This window comes from Pantoea sp. USHLN298, assembly GCF_037149395.1.
Classification (GTDB): Bacteria; Pseudomonadota; Gammaproteobacteria; order Enterobacterales; family Enterobacteriaceae; genus Pantoea; species Pantoea astica.
The window spans coordinates 354,533-374,823 of the sequence record NZ_JBBCRO010000002.1 but is presented as its reverse complement, the minus strand read 5'-3'; the positions used below and the strand labels follow the sequence as shown (position 1 = coordinate 374,823).

Below are 20,291 nucleotides of genomic sequence, written 5' to 3'. Positions count from 1 at the left end.
ATTTATGAACTTTCTGGTCACCGGCGCCGCAGGCTTTATTGGTTTTCATGTTAGCCAACGTCTGCTGGCCGCCGGTCACCAGGTTGTCGGAATCGACAACCTGAATGATTATTATGACGTAAATCTTAAGCATGCTCGCCTTAACCTGATCAAACCCGATCCTGCGTTTAGCTTTATTGAAATGGATCTGGCTGACCGTGACGCTATGGCGTCACTGTTTCAGCAGCATTCATTCCAGCGCGTTATTCATTTAGGCGCTCAGGCAGGCGTTCGCTATTCCATCGACAACCCACATGCCTACGCCGATGCCAACCTGATTGGTCACCTCAACATTCTTGAGGGCTGTCGCCATCATAAAATCGAACATCTGCTTTATGCTTCTTCCAGCTCTGTTTATGGCCTGAATCGTAAAATGCCTTTCTCAACCGAAGATAGCGTTGACCATCCGGTCTCGTTATATGCGGCGACCAAGAAAGCCAACGAGTTAATGTCACATACTTACTCGCATCTCTACCAGTTGCCGACGACCGGACTGCGGTTCTTTACCGTTTATGGTCCGTGGGGCCGGCCGGATATGGCATTATTTAAATTCACCCGGGCGATGATTGCCGGTGAAGCGATTGATGTTTATAACCAGGGCCAGATGAAACGCGATTTCACCTATATTGATGACATTGCTGAAGCCATTGTTCGCCTGCAGGATGTTATTCCCGAGGCGGATGAAAAGTGGACGGTAGAAAACGGCTCGCCAGCCACCAGTTCGGCACCTTACCGCGTCTACAATATCGGTAACAGCCAGCCGGTAACGCTGATGAGCTATATTGAAGCCATCGAGAAAGCGCTGGGTATTACGGCCATCAAGAACCTGATGCCGATGCAGCCGGGTGATGTGCTGGAGACCAGCGCAGATACGGAAGCGCTGTTTAAGGCAATTGGCTTTAAGCCACAGACCAGCGTGGAAGAGGGCGTGAAGCGCTTTGTTGACTGGTATCGGGATTTTTATCAGGTCTGATGCAAAATAAAAAAGGAAGCCAGCGCTTCCTTTTTTTTCGTTTAACGCTTATTACCTTCAGCGTCAGCCCCGCTGATTTTCAGCGAGGTTAGGGATATTAAAGTAAAAAGTCGTCCAGCTGTTTGCCTTGTTCTTCCAGCGCTTTTTTAATCACGGCGGGTGTGCGGCCCTGACCGGTCCAGGTTCTGGATTCGCCTTTTTCATCAACGTAATGATATTTTGCCGGACGTACTGAACGGTTACCTTTTCCTGCACCCTTCATATCTGACAGAGAGCTAAGCAATTCATTCGGGTCAATGCCATCCGCCAGCAGCATTTCACGATACTGATTCAGTTTACGTGCGCGCTCGGCACTTTCCGCCTGAGTCAGCGACTCTTCTTCGCGGCGTTCTTTTACCACCACTTCAAGCTTTTCCAGCATCTCTTCCAGCGAGTCTACCGGATACTCTCTGGCCTGGGCACGCAGCGTACGGATATTATTAAGAACTTTTAGTGCTTCGCTCATTGTCCTGGTCTCTGAATAATAAAAAAGTTGTTTTGCCCGACAATAGTAGAGGCGGTAATAAATAACTTCAACACAATTTAAAAAATATAGCGTCAGTAAATATATAAATAGAGTCGAAACAAAAGTCATGCTTCAGAGAAATTTACTTTTTCCTTGTTTAAGACTATTTCTTCACCGGTTTTAAAAGAAGTAAATTTAATACATTAATGAAGGGGGTGAAAATTGCCGCCTGCGGTGGCTGGCTAAACCCAGCCCGGCTGCGCGCCGTGAAGCCAGCAGGGCGACGGTATGCCAGCAATGCGGCTCCGTTTGATCACTATTCAGCGGCCAATCCCCTCGGTTTGGCGGCACTTTATGCTAATATGCGCGCCATTCCGTTTAGTCCTGATGAAGAACCCGCTGCTATGGCTCAACTCTATTTCTACTACTCTGCGATGAATGCAGGAAAATCGACCGCCTTACTTCAGTCCTCTTATAACTATCAGGAACGCGGTATGCGGACGCTGGTCTATACCGCGGAAATTGATGACCGCTTCGGCGCTGGCACGGTAAGCTCCCGCATTGGTCTCTCGTCGCCTGCCTTGCTCTATAACGCAGAGACGTCGCTCTACCGCGATATCGCCAGCGAACATGCTGCGCAGGCTATTCACTGCGTGCTGGTCGATGAGAGTCAGTTCCTGACCCGTGAGCAGGTCAAAGCCCTGTCCGACGTGGTGGATAATCTCGACATCCCGGTGCTCTGCTATGGCCTGAGAACAGATTTCCGCGGGGAGCTGTTTACCGGTAGCCAGTATCTGCTGGCATGGGCAGACAAGCTGGTGGAGCTGAAGACAATTTGCCACTGTGGCCGCAAAGCCAGCATGGTGCTGCGGCTCGACAGCGAGGGTAAACCCTTTAGCGAAGGAGAGCAGGTGGTGATTGGGGGCAATGAACGCTATATCTCGGTGTGTCGCAAACATTACAAACAGGCGATAGAGCAGGGGTCGTTGCAGGCGATCTATGGCGCTCAGACACCGCTCAACTGATGGTGTGGTGACAGGCATAAAAAAACCCGCCGCAGCGGGTTTTTATTTACTTATCGGTCAGAACGCATCGGTCAGACTTTTTTCGCTTTCTTCTCGACTTTCACGCCTTTAACTGGCTGTTCGGCCACGGCTTCAGCGACGCTGGAGAAGGGCTCAACAAATTCGCGGCCATAATAGGTGTCCAGCATAATTTGTTTCAGCTCAGCAATCAGCGGATAACGTGGGTTAGCGCCGGTACACTGGTCATCAAAGGCATCATCTGCCAGCTTATCCACTTTCGCCAGGAAGTCCGCTTCTGCCACACCCGCTTCGCGAATAGAGGTTGGGATACCCAGTTGGGTTTTAAGCTCATCCAGCCACGCCAGCAGTTTTTCAATTTTCTGCGCGGTGCGGTCGCCCGGTGCCGACAGGCCTAAGTGGTCGGCCACTTCTGCGTAGCGACGACGTGCCTGCGGACGGTCATACTGGCTGAAAGCAGTCTGTTTAGTCGGGTTGTCGTTCGCGTTGTAGCGAATGACGTTGGCGATTAACAGCGAGTTAGCCAGGCCGTGCGGGATATGGAACTCTGAACCCAGTTTATGCGCCATGGAGTGACAAACCCCAAGGAAGGCGTTGGCAAAGGCGATACCGGCGATGGTGGCTGCATTGTGCACACGTTCACGCGCTACCGGATTTTTCGCACCTTCAGCATAGCTGGCGGGCAGATTCTCTTTTAGTAATTTGAGTGCCTGCAACGCCTGACCGTCAGAGTATTCATTCGCCAGCACTGAAACATAGGCTTCCAGAGCGTGAGTAACCGCATCCAGACCGCCGAAGGCGCAGAGCGAACGCGGCATATCCATCACCAGGTTGGCATCGACAATCGCCATATCCGGGGTTAATGCATAGTCAGCCAGCGGGTATTTCTGGCCGGTAGCATCATCGGTCACGACCGCAAACGGCGTCACTTCTGAACCGGTACCGGAGGTAGTGGTAATCGCTACCATGCGCGCTTTCACGCCCATTTTCGGGAATTTGTAGATACGTTTACGGATATCCATGAAACGTAACGCCAGCTCTTCAAAATGCGTTTCCGGATGCTCGTACATCACCCACATGATTTTCGCCGCATCCATCGGTGAACCGCCGCCCAGCGCGATAATCACGTCAGGTTTGAAGCTATTCATCTGCTCTGCGCCTTTACGCACGATGCTCAGCGTCGGGTCAGCTTCCACTTCAAAGAACACTTCTGTCTCAACGCCGTGCGCTTTCAGTACGCGGATCACCTGGTCTGCATAGCCGTTGTTGAACAGGAAGCGGTCAGTGACGATGAACGCACGTTTGGCGCCATCCGTAGCCACCTCTTCCAGCGCAATTGGCAGAGAGCCCCGACGGAAGTAGATGGATTTAGGAAGTTTATGCCACAACATATTCTCAGCTCGCTTGGCGACAGTTTTGGTATTGATCAGATGTTTCGGACCGACGTTTTCAGAGATGGAGTTACCGCCCCATGAACCACAACCCAGCGTCAGAGAAGGTGCCAGTTTAAAGTTGTAGAGGTCGCCGATACCGCCCTGAGAAGCCGGGGTATTGATCAGGATACGTGCGGTCTTCATTTTGTCGCCGAAATAGTGCACGCGCTCAGTCTGGTTGTCCTGGTCAGTATAGAGACAGGAGGTGTGACCGATGCCGCCCATCGCCACCAGTTTTTCCGCTTTATTAACCGCGTCGTGGAAATCTTTCGCCCGATACATCGCAAGCGTCGGTGACAGTTTTTCGTGGGCAAAAGGCTCAGACTCGTCCACCAGCTGCACTTCACCAATCAGAATCTTGGTGCTCGGAGGAACGGTAATGCCCGCCATCTCAGCAATTTTAAACGCTGGCTGACCGACGATGGCGGCATTCAGACCACCGTTTTTCAGAATGATGTTCTGCACTGCACTTAACTCAGCACCCTGCAGCATATAGCCGCCGTGACTGGCAAAGCGTTCACGCACCGCATCATAGGCCGAATCAACCACAATCACTGACTGCTCAGAGGCGCAGATCACACCGTTATCGAAGGTTTTCGACATCAGGATAGAGGCGACAGCGCGTTTCACATCGGCTGTTTCATCAATCACTACAGGTGTATTACCGGCACCGACACCGATGGCAGGTTTACCGGAGCTGTAAGCCGCCTTCACCATGCCTGGACCACCGGTTGCCAGAATCAGGTTGATGTCAGGGTGATGCATTAACTGATTAGAGAGCTCAACTGAAGGGGCATCAATCCAGCCGATAATATCTTTAGGTGCGCCGGCCGCGATGGCTGCCTGCAACACGATATCCGCCGCTTTATTGGTGGCGTCTTTGGCACGAGGATGGGGTGAAAAGATAATGCCGTTACGGGTTTTGAGGCTGATCAGGGCTTTAAAAATGGCGGTGGAAGTGGGGTTAGTGGTCGGAACGATACCGCAGATCAAACCAATAGGCTCAGCGATAGTGATGGTACCGAAGGTGTCGTCGGTGGCTAACACACCGCAGGTTTTTTCATCTTTGTAAGCGTTATAGATATATTCAGAAGCAAAATGATTTTTGATCACCTTATCTTCGACGATGCCCATGCCGGATTCGGCAACGGCCATTTTAGCAAGGGGAATTCGGGCATCTGCGGCGGCAAGCGCGGCAGCACGGAAAATGGCGTCAACCTGTTGTTGGGAAAAGTTGGCGTATTCACGCTGTGCTTTTTTTACACGTTCAACCAGTGCATTAAGTTCAGCGACATTAGTAACGGCCATGGTGTTCTCCTGAAGGAAGTTAAACTTTTTTAGTAAACAATCCTGCGTCCTGAGTATAGTCCCGCCTGGCTAGCGCGTCGGATTGGGCCAGAACGCCCGGATTTTCAACTGTTTACTAAACTAGTCTGCTCTCACAGCAGCGATGATGAACATCGATACCGTTAATACTTCCGTTGCGAAAAGATTACCTGGTTTGAGGTAGGGCAATTTTGATGCAGATCAATTTAAACCCAAGCTGACACCTTTCAGCCGCACTTTTCAGCGCCTGCTTGCTAAAACCGGTTACGCCTCTGGGCAGCTGGCTTGCAGCGGCTAAAACCAGCAGCTTTTTATTGTCTGGTAAAATGCGCTAAAACGCAGGGCGATTGGCAGAATAAATAGCTGTCTGCACATCTGGCATCAGGGCGCGTTTTCACTTACATTAGGCGCGTTTTCCTCCCCCGTGGTACGGAGTCTGTCGTGAACCCTGCGCTATTAGATTTATCAGGCTATATAAAATTTTTTGTCGGTCTCTTTGCGCTGGTTAACCCGGTAGGGATTATTCCGGTCTTTATCAGCATGACCCGCTATCAGGGCGTAACTGAGCGTAATAAAACCAATCTGACGGCTAACCTCGCGGTGGCGATCATTCTGTGGACATCGCTGTTTCTCGGCGATGGGATTTTGCATATTTTCGGCATCTCGATTGACTCGTTCCGCATCGCTGGCGGCATCCTGGTGGTCACTATTGCCATGTCGATGATCAGCGGCAAGCTGGGTGAAGATAAGCAGAATAAGCAGGAAAAATCAGAAACCGCGATTCGCGAAAGCGTTGGGGTGGTCCCGCTGGCGCTGCCACTGATGGCCGGACCGGGTGCCATCAGTTCGACCATCGTCTGGAGTACCCGCTACCACAGCTGGCTCAATCTGCTCGGGTTCAGCCTGGCGATTGCGTTGTTTGCCTTTTGCTGCTGGCTCCTGTTCCGTGCCGCGCCATTGATGGTTCGGGTACTGGGTCAGACCGGTATCAACGTCATCACCCGTATTATGGGGCTGTTGCTGATGGCGCTGGGTATTGAGTTTGTGGTCACCGGGATGAAAGCCATTTTCCCCGGTTTGCTGAATTAACAGGTTACTTATTTCAGCGGGCGAAATGAAAATGTGACGCATTATGGTGCAAACTCCGGTTTTATTGCACCATAATAAAGCAATTATTCATCCGGCTTAATAGATTCAGCCGATTATCACTTTCATTACTGGCCGACGCAATTCTCACCGCTGATGCGATTAAAATGTCATGATTTTCACATGATAATCTTCTTAATATTTACCGCTTAGCCTGACAAATCACGCCCGTTATGCTGACGGGCGTGCATTGATCGCGACTCTTTGCACTGCCTCCGAATAAGTACCAGAATGGCGCATTAACGCCGCCGTCTGCGCCTGCTAACAGAGTTTTTTATCTAAAATCTCTATTTTTCAAATCGATAAGATATTTTCTAGTTGAAAATTAACACTTCCGCTTCCAGAAAACTCATGATAAAAGAGAATTAGTTAACATTTTAGCTATTTTGCTTTGGCGCCCATTAACGGCTTCTGATAATTTTTGACGCAACGTAAAAATTTTCACCGAAAGCCCAAAGTGAGAACGCTTTTTGCTTAAGCCTATCGGGATACTTAATAAAAGGTTGGCGCTTTCGCATGACTGGGATGAAAAAATTGCAGCAGCAACGGTCAAAAATTGCATTAACGTTGTTAATCGCCTTTTCACCGGCTTACGCCGCTACGGTGCCGTCCGGAACCCCTCTGGCACCGCAGCAGCAGATCGTGATCAATAACGGCACTGAGGTTGCGTCACTTGATCCCCATAAAACCGAAGGCGTGCCCGAATCCAATATCATTCTTAACCTGCTCGATGGGTTAGTGAATACCGATAACAGCGGCAACGTGGTGCCCGGTGTCGCGAAGAGCTGGCAAAACCAGCAGGGAAGGCAGTGGACCTTTACCCTGCGTGATGACGCGAAATGGAGCAACGGCCAACCCGTCACCGCCGAAGATTTCGTCTATAGCTGGCGACGTCTGGCGGATCCCAACACCGCTTCTCCTTATTCCAGCTATTTACAGGCGGCGCACTTCGCCAACATTGACGCCATTCTGGCCGGTAAAATGTCACCCGATCAGCTCGGTGTTAAGGCGCTGGATGCTCATCATCTGCAAATTACCCTGAGCGAGCCGGTGCCTTATCTGGTGGCGATGCTGGCGCATACCGCGATGAAGCCGGTTTATGGCCCGGCGATCAAACAGTGGGGCGAGGCCTGGACGAGGCCGGGTCACTATGTCGGCAACGGCGCGTATACCCTGAGCGACTGGATAGTTAACGAAAAAATTGTGCTGAAGCGCAATCCACACTACTGGGATAACAGCCATACGGTGATTGAGCAGGGCACCTTCCTGCCGATAGCCTCTGAGAACAGCGATATCAATCGCTATCGCAGCGGTGGCACCGACATGACCAACAGCGTAATCCCGCCAGAAATGTTCGGCAAACTGCGGAAAGAGCTGGGCGAGCAGGTCAAAGTCAGTCCGCTGCTCTGCACTTTTTACTATGAAATTAATAATAAAAAGCCGCCGTTTAACGACCCGCGGGTCCGTGCCGCGATCAAGATGACCCTCGACCGCGAGGTGATAGCCAACAAGATCATGGGGCAGGGACAGATTCCGGCCTATAGCCTGACGCCACCTTTTACCGCCGGGATTAATTTAACCCCACCGGAATGGTTCAAAGAGAGCCAGGCGCAGCGCAATCAGGCGGCGAAAAAGTTACTTGCAGAGGCAGGGTTTGATGATAGCCATCCGTTAACTTTCACGCTGCTCTACAACACCTCCGATCAGAACAAACGCCAGGCGATCGCGGCTGCCTCCATGTGGCAGAAGAACCTTGGGGCGAAAGTGACGCTACAGAATCAGGAGTGGAAAACCCTGCTGGAGACCCGCCATCAGGCGCAGTATGACGTGGTTCGCGCTACCTGGTGTGCCGATTACAATGAGCCATCGACCTTCCTCAACATGCTGATCAGCAACGCTTCGATCAATACCGCGTTTTACAGTAGCCCGGAGTTTGACCGTCTGATGGCTGAGACCCTTACTGCCGGGAGTGACGCGCAGCGCGCCAGCCTCTATCAGCAGGCTGAAACTCAACTCGACAAAGACTCACCAATTGTGCCAGTTTACTACCGCGTGAGTGTGCGCCTGGTGAAGCCCTGGGTTGGCGGCTTTACGGGCAAAGACCCGCAGGACATGACAGACCTGAAATACTATTTCATCAAACAACACTGAGCCGCACGCTTACCCGGCGAGACAGCCGGGGAGCGCGCGATCGTGCAGACCACGTAATGCGGTCACTATCCTCAGGTTAACCAGCCGGGGATCCCGAGACGGGGGACGCCGGGGCAGCTAATCGCCCCGGTGACGATAATAAAACTGGAGTGTAATAATGAACAACATCACGAAAAAAAGCCTGATTGCAGCGGGCGTCTTCGCTGCAATCAGTGCACTGGCTGGGAATGCAGCTTTAGCGGCAACGGTGCCTGCGGGCGTTGAGCTGGCCGCAAAACAGGAACTGGTTCGCGGCAATGGCGATGAGGTGCAGTCGCTTGATCCGCACAAAATTGAAGGCGTACCGGAAGATAACGTAGCGCGCGATCTTTACGAAGGTCTGCTGGTCAATGACAGCAACGGCAAACCGGTCCCCGCCGTGGCGGAAAGTTACGAAAACAAAGATTTTAAAGTGTGGACTTTCCACCTGCGCAAAAATGCGAAATGGTCCAATGGCGAGCCGGTCACTGCGCAGGACTTCGTCTACAGCTGGGAGCGCCTGGTCGATCCGAAAACCGCCTCACCTTACGCCAGCTATCCGCAATATGGTCATATCCTGAATGTCGATGAGATCATCGCCGGTAAAAAACCGATTACCGATCTGGGCGTCAAAGCCATTGATGATCACACGCTGGAAGTCACTCTGAGTGAGCCGGTTCCCTATTTTGATAAGCTGCTGATCAACTCCGTCATGTCACCGGTCTACAAACCGGCGATTGAGAAGTTTGGCGATCAGTGGACTCAGCCACAGAACTGGGTCGGCAACGGCGCTTTTAAACTGGACGCGCACGTAATTAACGAGCGTATCACCCTGGTGCGTAACCCAAACTACTGGGACAACGAACACACCGTGTTGAACAAAGTCACCTTCCTGCCAATCAGTTCTGAAGTCAGCGACGTTAACCGTTACTTCTCCGAGAACGGCAGCGACATGACCTATAACAACCTGCCGATTGAGCTGTTTAAAAAGTTACAGCGTGACAACGGTAAAGAGCTGCACGTCGATCCTTACCTCTGCACCTACTACTACGAAATTAACAATCAGAAAGCACCTTTCACCGATCCGCGCGTGCGCGCCGCCCTGAAGCTGGGTCTGGATCGTGACATCATGGTGAATAAAGTGCTGGCGCAGGGTCAGATACCCGCCTACAGCTACACGCCGCCATCCACCGACGGCATGGATATTCTGCCACCAGACTGGTTCAAATGGTCGCAGGACAAACGTAATGAAGAGGCGAAAAAGCTGTTAGCTGAAGCGGGTTACACTGCCGACAAGCCGCTGACCTTTAACCTGCTCTACAACACCTCCGATCTGCATAAGAAGCTGGCCATTGCCGCCTCGTCGATCTGGAAGAAAAACATCGGTGTGAACATCAAGCTGGAAAACCAGGAGTGGAAAACCTTCCTGGATACCCGTCATCAGGGTAACTTCGATGTTTCACGCGCGGCCTGGTGTGCGGACTACAACGAACCGACCTCCTTCCTGAATACCATGGTCTCCAACAGCAGCAGTAACACCTCGCACTATAAGAGCGACGAGTACGATAAAGTGGTGCGTGGGGCGATTAAGGCAGCCGATGAAAAAGCCCGTGCGGTGGAGTATCAGAAAGCCGAGCAGATCCTGGATAAAGACAGCACCATCGTACCGGTTTACTACTACGTGAATACACGTCTGGTGAAACCGTATGTCGGCGGTTATAACGGTAAAGACCCGCTCGATAAAACGCTCGATAAGAACTTCTACATCATTAAACACTAATAGCACACAGGCTATCGACAGTGGCGGCGCGTCTGCGCCGCCTTTACGTTTTTTTATTTGTTGTGAAGCAACAGCCTGGTAGGTACGGCAATGTTAAAATTCATCCTGCGTCGCTTGCTTGAAGCGGTCCCGACGCTGTTCGTTCTGATTACCATCTCCTTCTTTATGATGCGACTGGCACCCGGTAGTCCTTTTACCGGTGAGCGCACCCTTGCGCCGGAAGTCATGGCTAACATTGAGGCGAAATATCACCTCAACGATCCGATTGGTAAGCAGTATGTCGATTACCTGGTGCAGCTGGCGCACGGCGATTTCGGCCCCTCATTTAAATACAAAGATTATTCGGTTAACTATCTGGTTGCCCATGCGTTTCCGGTTTCAGCCAAACTCGGTCTGGCCGCCTTTCTGCTGGCGGTGGTGCTGGGGGTCACTGCCGGGGTTATTGCTGCGCTGAAACAGAACAGCCTGTGGGATTTCGCGGTGATGGGGGTGGCAATGACCGGCGTGGTGATACCGAGTTTCGTGGTGGCGCCGCTGCTGGTGCTGGTGTTCGCCATCACCCTGAAATGGCTGCCCGGCGGAGGCTGGAATGGCGGACAGTGGAACTACATGCTGTTGCCGATGGTCGCGCTGTCACTGGCCTATATCGCCAGCATCGCGCGTATTACCCGCGGATCGATGATTGAAGTGATGCACTCCAACTTTATCCGCACCGCCCGTGCAAAAGGGCTGCCGCTGCGCCGCATCGTGCTGCGGCACGCGCTGAAACCTGCGCTGCTGCCGGTCATCTCCTATATGGGACCGGCCTTTGTCGGCATTATCACCGGATCGATGGTGATTGAGTCGATCTACGGTCTGCCGGGCATTGGTCAGCTGTTCGTGAACGGCGCGCTGAACCGCGACTACTCACTGGTGATGAGCCTGACCATTCTGGTGGGGTTACTGACCATTCTGTTTAACGCGATTGTTGACGTGCTGTATGCCGTCATCGATCCGAAAATTCGTTACTGATTGCGGAGTTCGCCATGATGTTAAGTAAGAAAAACAGCGAAGCTCTGGATGCGTTCAGTGAGAAGCTGGAAGTGGAAGGGCGCAGTCTGTGGCAGGACGCCCGTCGTCGGTTTATCCATAACCGTGCGGCCTCACTCAGCCTGCTGGTGCTGCTGCTGATTACGCTGTTTGTGATCATTGCGCCGATGCTGTCACAGTTCACCTACGACGACACGGACTGGGCCATGATGTCCGCTGCGCCGGATACCACGTCCGGGCACTGGTTTGGCACCGACTCCTCGGGGCGCGATCTGCTGGTCAGGGTCGCCATTGGCGGCCGGATTTCACTGATGGTCGGTGTGGCTTCCGCCTTGATCGCGGTGATCGTCGGTACCCTGTACGGTTCCGTTGCCGGCTACCTTGGTGGCAAAACCGACTCGGTGATGATGCGTATTCTGGAGATCCTCAACTCGTTCCCGTTTATGTTCTTCGTTATCCTGCTGGTGACCTTCTTTGGCCGAAATATCCTGCTGATCTTTGCCGCTATCGGCATGGTGTCGTGGCTCGATATGGCGCGTATCGTGCGTGGACAGACCCTGAGCCTGAAGCGCAAAGAGTTCATTGAAGCGGCCCACGTTGGCGGCGTCTCCACCTGGAAAATCGTGCTGCGCCACATCGTGCCGAACGTGCTGGGCGTGGTGGTGGTTTACGCCTCGCTGCTGGTGCCGAGCATGATTCTGTTTGAATCCTTCCTGAGCTTCCTTGGCCTGGGGACGCAGGAGCCGCTGAGTAGCTGGGGCGCACTGCTCAGCGACGGCGCGAACTCGATGGAAGTGTCGCCGTGGTTACTGCTCTATCCGGCCGGTTTTCTGGTCGTGACGCTGTTCTGTTTCAACTTTATCGGCGATGGCCTGCGTGATGCCCTCGACCCGAAAGATCGCTAAGGAGTTTCCCGATGACCATTCATGAATTTCAGCCAGCAATGGCGGCCCGCGCGGGAAGCGATCAGTTACTGCAGGTGAAAGATTTACGTGTCACCTTCGGCACACACGACGGCGATGTCACCGCCGTCAACGATCTTAACTTTTCGCTGCGTGCCGGTGAGACGCTGGGCATTGTCGGTGAATCCGGTTCCGGCAAGTCGCAGACCGCGTTCGCCCTGATGGGGCTGCTGGCGAAAAATGGCCGCATTGGCGGCTCTGCGCTGTTCAATGGTAAAGAGATCCTGAATCTGCCCGAGAACCAGCTAAACCGGCTGCGTGCCGAGCAGATTGCGATGATCTTCCAGGACCCGATGACTTCGCTTAACCCTTACATGCGGGTCGGCGAGCAGTTAATGGAAGTGCTGAAGCTGCACAAGGGCATGAACAGCGCCCAGGCATTTGAAGAGTCGGTGAGAATGCTGGATGCGGTAAAAATGCCCGAAGCGCGTAAGCGCATGAAAATGTATCCGCATGAGTTTTCCGGCGGGATGCGCCAGCGTGTGATGATCGCCATGGCGCTGCTGTGCCGGCCAAAGCTGCTGATCGCCGATGAACCGACTACCGCGCTCGACGTGACGGTACAGGCGCAGATCATGACGCTGCTCAACGACCTCAAGCGCGAGTTCAACACCGCCATCATCATGATCACCCACGATCTGGGGGTGGTTGCCGGGATCTGCGACAAGGTGCTGGTGATGTATGCCGGACGCACCATGGAGTATGGTCGCGCCCGTGACGTCTTCTATCAGCCGGCGCATCCTTACTCTATCGGCCTGCTGAATGCGGTGCCGCGGCTGGATGCCGAAGGGGAGAGCCTGACCACCATTCCGGGTAATCCGCCGAACCTGCTGCGTCTGCCGGTGGGCTGCCCGTTCCAGCCGCGTTGTCCACACGCGATGGATATCTGTGCCAAAGCGCCGCCGCTGGAACCGTTCGGCGATGGGCGTTTACGTGCCTGCTTTAAGCCGGTGGAGGAATTAGTATGAGCGCCGTAGCGGAAAAAAGAGTGTTACTGGAAATCGCCGACCTCAAGGTGCATTTCGATATTAAAGATGGCAAGCAGTGGTTCTGGCAGCCGTCAAAGACCCTGAAAGCGGTGGATGGCGTCAGCCTGCGCCTGTATGAAGGGGAAACGCTGGGTGTGGTTGGCGAGTCAGGCTGCGGTAAATCGACGCTGGCCCGCGCCATCATCGGCCTGGTGAAAGCCACTGAGGGTCGGGTGGCGTGGCTGGGACGCGATCTGCTGGGGCAGAGCGAAGAGGAGTGGCGCAAGGCGCGCAGCGACATCCAGATGATTTTCCAGGATCCGCTGGCCTCGCTCAATCCACGCATGACTATCGGCGATATCATTGCGGAACCGCTGCGGACCTATCATCCGAAAATGGCGCGTCAGGAAGTCAAAGATCGCGTTAAAAATATGATGATGAAGGTCGGTTTGCTGCCCAACCTGATCAACCGCTATCCGCATGAGTTCTCCGGCGGCCAGTGCCAGCGTATTGGTATCGCACGTGCGCTGATTCTGGAGCCGAAGCTGATTATCTGTGATGAACCGGTGTCAGCGCTCGACGTGTCGATTCAGGCGCAGGTGGTTAATTTGCTGCAGCAGCTGCAGCGCGAGATGGGGCTGTCGTTGATCTTTATTGCCCACGACCTGGCGGTGGTAAAACATATCTCTGACCGCGTGCTGGTGATGTATCTCGGTCATGCGGTCGAGCTGGGCACCTACAGCGAGGTTTACAGCAATCCGCAGCATCCCTACACCAAAGCGCTGATGTCGGCGGTGCCGATTCCCGATCCGGATCTGGAAAAGAATAAGCAGATCCAGCTGCTGGAAGGGGAACTGCCGTCACCGATCAATCCACCGTCGGGCTGCGTATTCCGCACCCGCTGTCCGATTGCCGGTCCGGAGTGCGCCAAAACCCGGCCGCTGCTGGAAGGCAGTTTCCGCCATGCGGTCTCCTGCCTGAAAGTCGATCCGTTATAAAGCAAAACGCCGGGCAATTGCCCGGCGTTTTTTATCACGGTGACGACTATTCACGCCACAGGATATGGCACAGCTTGTGGTCTTTTTCACGGCACAGCAGCACGCGTGCAAAGACGTCGTTAATCGGCTCACCATCCGCTTCACCCAGCCCAATCACCACTTCCGCAAAAAAGTCAGGATTCAGATCGAAGTCGACGTGATCTTTCCAGTCTTCTGACGGATCGAACAGCTCGGCACCGCCGCGCTCTTCAAACTGCAGATTAAAAAGGATGATATCTGCCGGATCGAGATTATCGCCTGCCAGCTCAAGAAAAATATCGTAAGCCTGTTCCAGCGTTTCGTCTTCAGTAAGGCGGTTGTTTAAATCCATGGTCTGTCCTGTCTGCCTGAGGCCGTTTACACAATCTGGCTCGTTTTACAGTAAAGGGCTGAAGAAGTAAAACAGTCGTTCGACGATGCGCTGCCACCAGGCACGTTTTGACCAGCGCTGGCCATCCAGCAGGCGTGAACGGGCAATATAGTCATCCTGCACACAGGCCAGATCGCTGCCAAATCCGGCATCGTCTACCACCAGTGTAATCTCAAAATTGAGCCACAGGCTGCGCATATCAAGATTTACCGTGCCGACCAGGCTGAGTTGTCCATCGACCAGGACGCTTTTGGTGTGCAGCAGACCATCTTCAAATTGATAAATTTTCACGCCCGCCTCCAGCAGTTCGCTGAAGAAGGCGCGGCTGGCCCAGCCTACCAGCAGGGAGTCGTTATGGCGCGGGACAATAATACTGACATTCACCCCGCGCTGCGCTGCGGTACAGATGGCGTGCAGCAGGTCGTCGCTTGGCACGAAGTAGGGCGTGGTCATGATCAACTGCTCACGGGCGGAATAGACCGCCGTCAGCAGCGCCTGGTGGATCATATCTTCCGGGAAGCCGGGACCGGAGGCGATCACCTGCACCGTATGGCCGCTCTCCTGCTCAAACGGCATAATATTGCGATCGGGCGGCGGCGGAAGAATGCGTTTTCCGGTCTCAATCTCCCAGTCGCAGCTAAAGACAATTCCCATGGCGGTGGCGACCGGACCTTCCATTCGCGCCATCAGGTCGATCCACTGACCGACGCCCGCGCTCTGTTTGAAGAAGCGGGGGTCCACCAGGTTCATGCTGCCGGTATAGGCGATGTAGTTATCGATTAAGACAATTTTTCGATGCTGGCGCAGATCCATCCGGCGCAGGAAGACGCGCAGCAGGCTGACCTGTAACGCTTCAACCACGTCAATGCCTGCATTGCGCATCATGCCAACCCACGGGCTGCGGAAAAAGGTCACGCTGCCGGCCGAATCGAGCAGCAGCCGGCAGTGGACGCCGCGGCGTGAGGCGGCCATCAGCGACTCGGCGACTTCATCCGCCAGGCCGCCGGGATGCCAGATATAGAACACCATCTCGATATTATGCCGCGCCAGCTGGATATCCCGAATCAGCGCCTGCATTACATCATCGGCGCTGGTGAGCAGCTGCAGTTGATTACCTTTCACCCCGGCGATGCCCTGACGGTGATAACAGAGTTCGAACAGCGAACGGGCGACATCGCTGTGTTCAGTGGCAAAGATTTCACGACACTGCTTCAGATCGGTCATCCAGCGGGCCGTCGATGGCCACATGGTACGAGCCCGTTCTGCGCGACGTTTACCCAGATGCAGTTCGCCAAACGACAGGTAGGCGATAATCCCCACCAGCGGCAGAATATAGATAATCAGCAGCCAGGCCATTGCCGAGGTCACGGCACGACGCTTCATCAGTATTCGCAGCGTGACACCGGCGATCAGCAGCCAGTAGCCAAACAGCAGTAACCAGCTGATCAGGGTGTAAAAAGTGGTCATTAAGTGGACATCCCGTTCGCGCTTTCGTCTGGCAAGTTTACGTGCAGATCACGGTCAGCGAAACCCTTTATCCTGTGCCATAACGATCAGATCCGATTTGGCATTGGCGATAAGATCTTTATAATGCGTGCGCGTGAATTCGATGTCAGAGAGGAAGTGATGAGACGAAGCAGAAATGAAGTGGCGCGCTGGAGAATGTTACGCCAGGTACAACGACGCCGTTCACGCTGGCTGGAAGGGCAGTCACGACGCTATAAACGCATTCACAGCATTCGCCATCAGCTGGCGCAGCAGCAGCGTCGCTCCATCCTGTTTATTACGCAGCATATTTAGTACTGCGTAACGGGCTGCTGCCGGCAGCGGCCCCTATTCGCCAGCGCGGTAAGACGCTGGCGGAATCAGGCTTCGAAAAATCCCAGATCGGCCAGAAAGTCGCGCGCCTGCAGATGTTCTTGTTGCGAGGCACCGCGATCGCTCACCTCACGCATCAGGCAATCCGCCGGGCTACCCAGCCCAACAGGACGGCGGCAACCGGCGCGGTCATACCACTCAAAAGACCACTTGCCCGTTTTGCGATGATAATAGATGGTTAACCAGGCAGAGCAGTTTGCCGGATAGCCACTCAACACTTCGGTTTTCGGATCGGCAATCGCCTGCACCCGTGATAACAGCTGATCGACTAAAGTTGAGGCGCCCTGAATATTATAAGTTTTATGCATAATGAGCCTGCGACTGTGCTGTAGCGTTCATTCTGAGCTTCAGAGGTGTAATAAAGAAGTCATAAATGTAGACAGCGATAAGAGATAATTCCTGTTTATCCAAAAAAAAATGTCTGATGGCGCAACATTTTTCGCTGCGTGCCGGGTCAACCTCACCGTAACGGGGCTTAATCTGGCCTTATACGCTCAGTATGGGCAAAGCTGTACAACTTTACAGTTACATAAGTGACTGTTTGGCTTTAAATTATTACCTTACCCACGGATTTAGCGTAAATTACTGGCCAAATACCTGTACAAGTAATGGTTAGTTGTATAACTTTATCGCATCGTTTATGACATCTAATGAACTCTGTGAGGGTTGATCATGCAAGCCAACGTAAGAATTCCGGCCTCAGTTTCTGATATCTCCGCTTATCTCAGCAGTGCGGCCCTGCCAGCGCAACAGGCCATTCTGGGCGCTGTGGTGACAGAGATCGTGCGTTCCGGTCGCAGTCTTAACCGTAAGGCCATCTGCACCCGACTGGTGAGCCGTTTACAGACGGTAACCAGTGCAGAAGAAGAGCATCATTATCATGCACTGATTGGGCTGCTGCTGGATCGCAACTAAACAGAGCCGCAGTCGTTGTGCGTCGCCTGAAATCAGCCGCACAGCGCGGTGATGAACGCCTCTGGCATGCTTGACAACCGCGCGGGCTTTTTATAGAAAATAGCCATCTTTCGTGATCGTTTTTCGTGGTCCAATCATTCATCCCTCACGGAAGATCGAAGCCCTGCCAGCCCGGCAGGGCTTTCGTTTTTCCCGCCCGAATCCGCACAGGATCAGTCCAGTAAATAGATGCCTGCAACAATCGCGCTGACAGACATGATATGCAGTAATTCGGTCATGACGGCCTCTCCTGTTGGGGTGATAAGTCTTTTCAGTCAAGAATACCTGAGCGATCAGGTCAAAAAAATTTACATTTTTAACCAGCGACTGAACCCTGCTGATCCCAGATTATGGCCTGTCGCCCTGTAATCAGACGAGGTATACCGGCTTGCGCTTCGGCTATTGTTTAGCGTAGCTGTATCGGTGAGGCGGAGGCAGCCTGTGGCGCTATCCGTTATTCCGTGGACTTCTGCCTGTGGGGCGAGCGTTGAGTGTCGGTGACCCTCAATTTTGCGTGTCAGGACGCTTTTAAGAACTCGCCAGATTGCCGCTTTTCAGGTCCAGGGTTAAATTTAAATCGTATACCTTTGGGAGCAGGACAATGAAAAATCTGGCAAGGTCTGGCGTCATCGCATTAACCCTCTGTTTGCTGTTCACCTCACCGGCGCTGCTGGCCAATCCAGGCAATGGTAACGGCAACGGAAACGGCAATGGAAAGGGCAATGGTCATGCACAAGGGCATGGCAATAAGGGCGAGGGGAAACACGATAAGTCACAGGGTAAAAAGAATAAGGGCGGCGATCCCTGGCGGGCAGAAGCCGACATCAGTTATTCATTCGCGCGTGATCTGGCCAGACAGCAGGGACTGACCGGCTACTCCTCTTTGCCGCCGGGAATTGCTAAAAATCTCGCGCGCGGTAAACCGTTGCCGCCTGGTATCGCTAAACGCTCGGTGCCGCGCGGTATGCTGGAGGGTCTGCCTTCTTATCCCGGTTACGAATGGAAAATGGTGGGGGATAACCTGGTACTGATTGCGCTAAGTACGGCGGTGGTCACCGCGATCATCAATAACGTCTTTGATTAACGCCATCGCTGTGCCTTACCAGTAAAAAAACCGCCGGTGGGCGGTTTTTTTTAACGCGTAACGGCTGATCTCTTCAGCCCGCTGCACCAGATTCAACCCGCATCATCAGGATCATGTTCACCAGTTGCAGCACCGCTGCCAGCACAATTAACATCACAATCAGATGTTTTTTATTGCGCCAGCCCTGGCTGCGCCAAAAGTAAAGGGCGGTCGCGATAAGCCCCACGATCGGCACCAGCAGCGCCAGAATGATCATTTGCATCGTTGCTTTACCCGAAAAACAAAAAAGGCCCCGGTGCGCCGCACCGAAGCCATTTATCAGCGCGCATTCGCGATCAGAAAACGCGTTTGAACGGTTTAACGGCCACCTGTTTATAAACGCCAGCGGCAATATAGGGATCATCTTCTGCCCAGGATTGTGCCGCTTCAAGTGACGGGAACTCGGCAATCACGGTTGAACCGGTAAAGCCGGCCACGCCCGGATCGTTGCTGTCGACGGCAGGCATCGGACCCGCAATGATCAGGCGTCCTTCTTCATGCAGTAGTTTCAGGCGCGCCAGATGGGCAGGGCGCACGGCATTACGTTTTTCCAGTGAATCTGCGGTGTCTTCTGCATAAATGACGTAAAGCACTTGGGAGCTCCCATTAACTCTTCAGAATTTCGCAACACGTTAAGGGATTGCTTATCAGAGTGCAAACGAAACCTCTGACCCGTTGACGGCTCAGCATAAAGGGCTAAAAAGCGCTTTTCTTTCGGTGAGATGGCGGGAGTTATTGAAACTGATTGCTATTTGCATTTAAAATCGGCTCTTCATTTAATGACTGCGACTGTTATGACCACGCTGACTATGCCATTACCCAAACGCACGCCTGTCTCCATGTTATTGTCTGTCGCTTTGCATGGTGCCGTCATTGCCGGAATTCTTTACGCCTCATTCCATCAGGTGACTGAAGTGCCTAAGGCGTCGCAGCCTATCAGTGTCAGCCTTGTCGCTCCTGAAGTTCAGCCACAACCTGCCCCAGCCGTGGTTGAACCACCGGCGCCGCAACCTGAACCGCAGCCAGAACCGGAACCGGTCCCTGAACCTCAGCCCGCTCCGGAACCGCCTAAGGCGGAACCGGTACCGATTCCGAAGCCAGAACCTAAGCCAAAACCCAAACCGAAACCCAAGCCGGAACATAAACGTGAGCAACCTAAACGCGAGGTAAAACCGCGTCAGGAGAGCAAACCGCAGGCCGATCCGTTTAAACAGGACCTGCCGGCGACTCAGAACAAGCCGACAACTGCGCCGAAATCGACGCCGTCAGCGAGCCAGACGGCTTCAGGCGGGCCGAAAGCGCTGAGCGTCAGCAAGCCAGGCTATCCACAGCGTGCACGAGCGCTTCGCATTGAGGGTCGGGTGCGGGTGAAATTTGATGTGAACAGCGAGGGACGGGTGGAGAATATTCAGGTCCTCTCTGCGGAACCCCGCAATATGTTTGAACGGGCAGTCAAGGAGTCGATGAAGCAGTGGCGTTACCAGAGCGGTCGTCCGGGACAGGTGACCATGAACGTTGTCTTCAAGATGAGTGGCGGTGCCAGCATCGAATAAAAA

20 protein-coding genes are annotated in these 20,291 nt (G+C 53.4%); 13 read left to right on the top strand and 7 right to left on the bottom strand.

Annotated features, from left to right (window positions below; all coding sequences use genetic code 11):
• Positions 1-4: 4 nt before the first annotated feature.
• On the top strand, positions 5-1,012 hold the full coding sequence (locus WFK59_RS06385; RefSeq protein WP_336755324.1) for an NAD-dependent epimerase: 1,008 nt from the start codon (positions 5-7) through the stop codon (positions 1,010-1,012).
• A gap of 97 nt (positions 1,013-1,109) precedes the next feature.
• Here the strand turns inward: WFK59_RS06385 and hns are convergent, their stop codons facing one another.
• Entirely contained in the window at positions 1,110-1,517 is a 408-nt protein-coding gene (hns, locus tag WFK59_RS06380) for a histone-like nucleoid-structuring protein H-NS (RefSeq protein WP_233988024.1), read from the bottom strand.
• A gap of 404 nt (positions 1,518-1,921) precedes the next feature.
• Between hns and tdk the strand changes: the two genes are divergently transcribed.
• A complete protein-coding gene (tdk, locus tag WFK59_RS06375) occupies positions 1,922-2,542 on the top strand; it encodes a thymidine kinase (protein ID WP_094120539.1) in 621 nt (206 codons plus the stop codon).
• A 71-nt stretch (positions 2,543-2,613) separates the two neighbouring features.
• On the opposite strand, the gene adhE is transcribed toward tdk, so the two are convergent.
• Positions 2,614-5,301: a bifunctional acetaldehyde-CoA/alcohol dehydrogenase gene (adhE, locus tag WFK59_RS06370; protein WP_233988025.1), complete on the bottom strand. Its 2,688-nt coding sequence runs from the start codon at positions 5,299-5,301 to the stop codon at positions 2,614-2,616.
• 459 nt (positions 5,302-5,760) lie between these two features.
• Here adhE and WFK59_RS06365 point away from each other — a divergent pair, with 459 nt between their 5' ends.
• The 7 genes from WFK59_RS06365 to oppF all read left to right on the top strand — a co-directional run bounded on the left by WFK59_RS06365 (position 5,761) and on the right by oppF (position 14,371).
• Positions 5,761-6,408, top strand: coding sequence for a YchE family NAAT transporter (locus WFK59_RS06365; protein ID WP_233988026.1), 648 nt, complete (start codon positions 5,761-5,763; stop codon positions 6,406-6,408).
• 582 nt (positions 6,409-6,990) lie between these two features.
• Positions 6,991-8,616 carry an ABC transporter substrate-binding protein gene (locus tag WFK59_RS06360; RefSeq protein WP_233988027.1) on the top strand — a complete coding sequence of 542 codons (1,626 nt, stop codon included), beginning with the start codon at positions 6,991-6,993 and terminating at the stop codon, positions 8,614-8,616.
• A 157-nt stretch (positions 8,617-8,773) separates the two neighbouring features.
• Positions 8,774-10,414 (top strand): oligopeptide ABC transporter substrate-binding protein OppA, encoded by a 1,641-nt coding sequence (oppA, locus tag WFK59_RS06355; protein ID WP_233988028.1) that lies wholly within the window; start codon positions 8,774-8,776, stop codon positions 10,412-10,414.
• A 90-nt stretch (positions 10,415-10,504) separates the two neighbouring features.
• Positions 10,505-11,425, top strand: coding sequence for an oligopeptide ABC transporter permease OppB (oppB, locus tag WFK59_RS06350; RefSeq protein ID WP_233988029.1), 921 nt, complete (start codon positions 10,505-10,507; stop codon positions 11,423-11,425).
• Positions 11,426-11,439: 14 nt separating this feature from the next.
• Positions 11,440-12,348 (top strand): oligopeptide ABC transporter permease OppC, encoded by a 909-nt coding sequence (gene oppC / locus WFK59_RS06345; protein WP_233988030.1) that lies wholly within the window; start codon positions 11,440-11,442, stop codon positions 12,346-12,348.
• Positions 12,349-12,359: 11 nt separating this feature from the next.
• Entirely contained in the window at positions 12,360-13,373 is a 1,014-nt protein-coding gene (locus WFK59_RS06340) for an ABC transporter ATP-binding protein (RefSeq protein WP_233988031.1), read from the top strand.
• On the top strand, positions 13,370-14,371 hold the full coding sequence (gene oppF, locus WFK59_RS06335) for a murein tripeptide/oligopeptide ABC transporter ATP binding protein OppF (protein ID WP_233988032.1): 1,002 nt from the start codon (positions 13,370-13,372) through the stop codon (positions 14,369-14,371). The genes WFK59_RS06340 and oppF overlap by 4 nt, the downstream gene beginning before the upstream one ends.
• A 46-nt stretch (positions 14,372-14,417) precedes the next feature.
• Here oppF and WFK59_RS06330 read toward each other — a convergent pair whose 3' ends face one another.
• A complete protein-coding gene (locus WFK59_RS06330; protein ID WP_233988033.1) occupies positions 14,418-14,741 on the bottom strand; it encodes an HI1450 family dsDNA-mimic protein in 324 nt (107 codons plus the stop codon).
• 45 nt (positions 14,742-14,786) lie between these two features.
• Complete coding sequence (gene cls, locus WFK59_RS06325; protein ID WP_233988034.1) at positions 14,787-16,247, bottom strand: cardiolipin synthase; 1,461 nt, start codon at positions 16,245-16,247, stop codon at positions 14,787-14,789.
• Positions 16,248-16,406: 159 nt separating this feature from the next.
• Here cls and WFK59_RS06320 point away from each other — a divergent pair, with 159 nt between their 5' ends.
• A complete protein-coding gene (locus WFK59_RS06320; RefSeq protein ID WP_233988035.1) occupies positions 16,407-16,580 on the top strand; it encodes a YciY family protein in 174 nt (57 codons plus the stop codon).
• Between the two features lie 65 nt (positions 16,581-16,645).
• Here the strand turns inward: WFK59_RS06320 and WFK59_RS06315 are convergent, their stop codons facing one another.
• Complete coding sequence (locus tag WFK59_RS06315) at positions 16,646-16,966, bottom strand: hypothetical protein (protein WP_233988036.1); 321 nt, start codon at positions 16,964-16,966, stop codon at positions 16,646-16,648.
• A gap of 364 nt (positions 16,967-17,330) precedes the next feature.
• Here WFK59_RS06315 and ycgZ point away from each other — a divergent pair, with 364 nt between their 5' ends.
• Positions 17,331-17,573: a regulatory protein YcgZ gene (gene ycgZ, locus WFK59_RS06310; protein ID WP_233988037.1), complete on the top strand. Its 243-nt coding sequence runs from the start codon at positions 17,331-17,333 to the stop codon at positions 17,571-17,573.
• 640 nt (positions 17,574-18,213) lie between these two features.
• A complete protein-coding gene (locus WFK59_RS06305) occupies positions 18,214-18,696 on the top strand; it encodes an anti-virulence regulator CigR family protein (protein WP_336755320.1) in 483 nt (160 codons plus the stop codon).
• Between the two features lie 73 nt (positions 18,697-18,769).
• Here WFK59_RS06305 and WFK59_RS06300 read toward each other — a convergent pair whose 3' ends face one another.
• Positions 18,770-18,958: a hypothetical protein gene (locus tag WFK59_RS06300; RefSeq protein ID WP_233988039.1), complete on the bottom strand. Its 189-nt coding sequence runs from the start codon at positions 18,956-18,958 to the stop codon at positions 18,770-18,772.
• A 73-nt stretch (positions 18,959-19,031) separates the two neighbouring features.
• Positions 19,032-19,328, bottom strand: a complete 297-nt coding sequence (locus tag WFK59_RS06295; protein WP_233988040.1) for a YciI family protein — start codon at positions 19,326-19,328, stop codon at positions 19,032-19,034.
• 201 nt (positions 19,329-19,529) lie between these two features.
• Here WFK59_RS06295 and tonB point away from each other — a divergent pair, with 201 nt between their 5' ends.
• The gene (gene tonB, locus WFK59_RS06290; protein WP_233988041.1) at positions 19,530-20,288 is read left to right on the top strand and encodes a TonB system transport protein TonB; all 759 of its coding nucleotides are present in this window, start codon (positions 19,530-19,532) and stop codon (positions 20,286-20,288) included.
• The last annotated feature ends 3 nt before the right edge of the window (positions 20,289-20,291 follow it).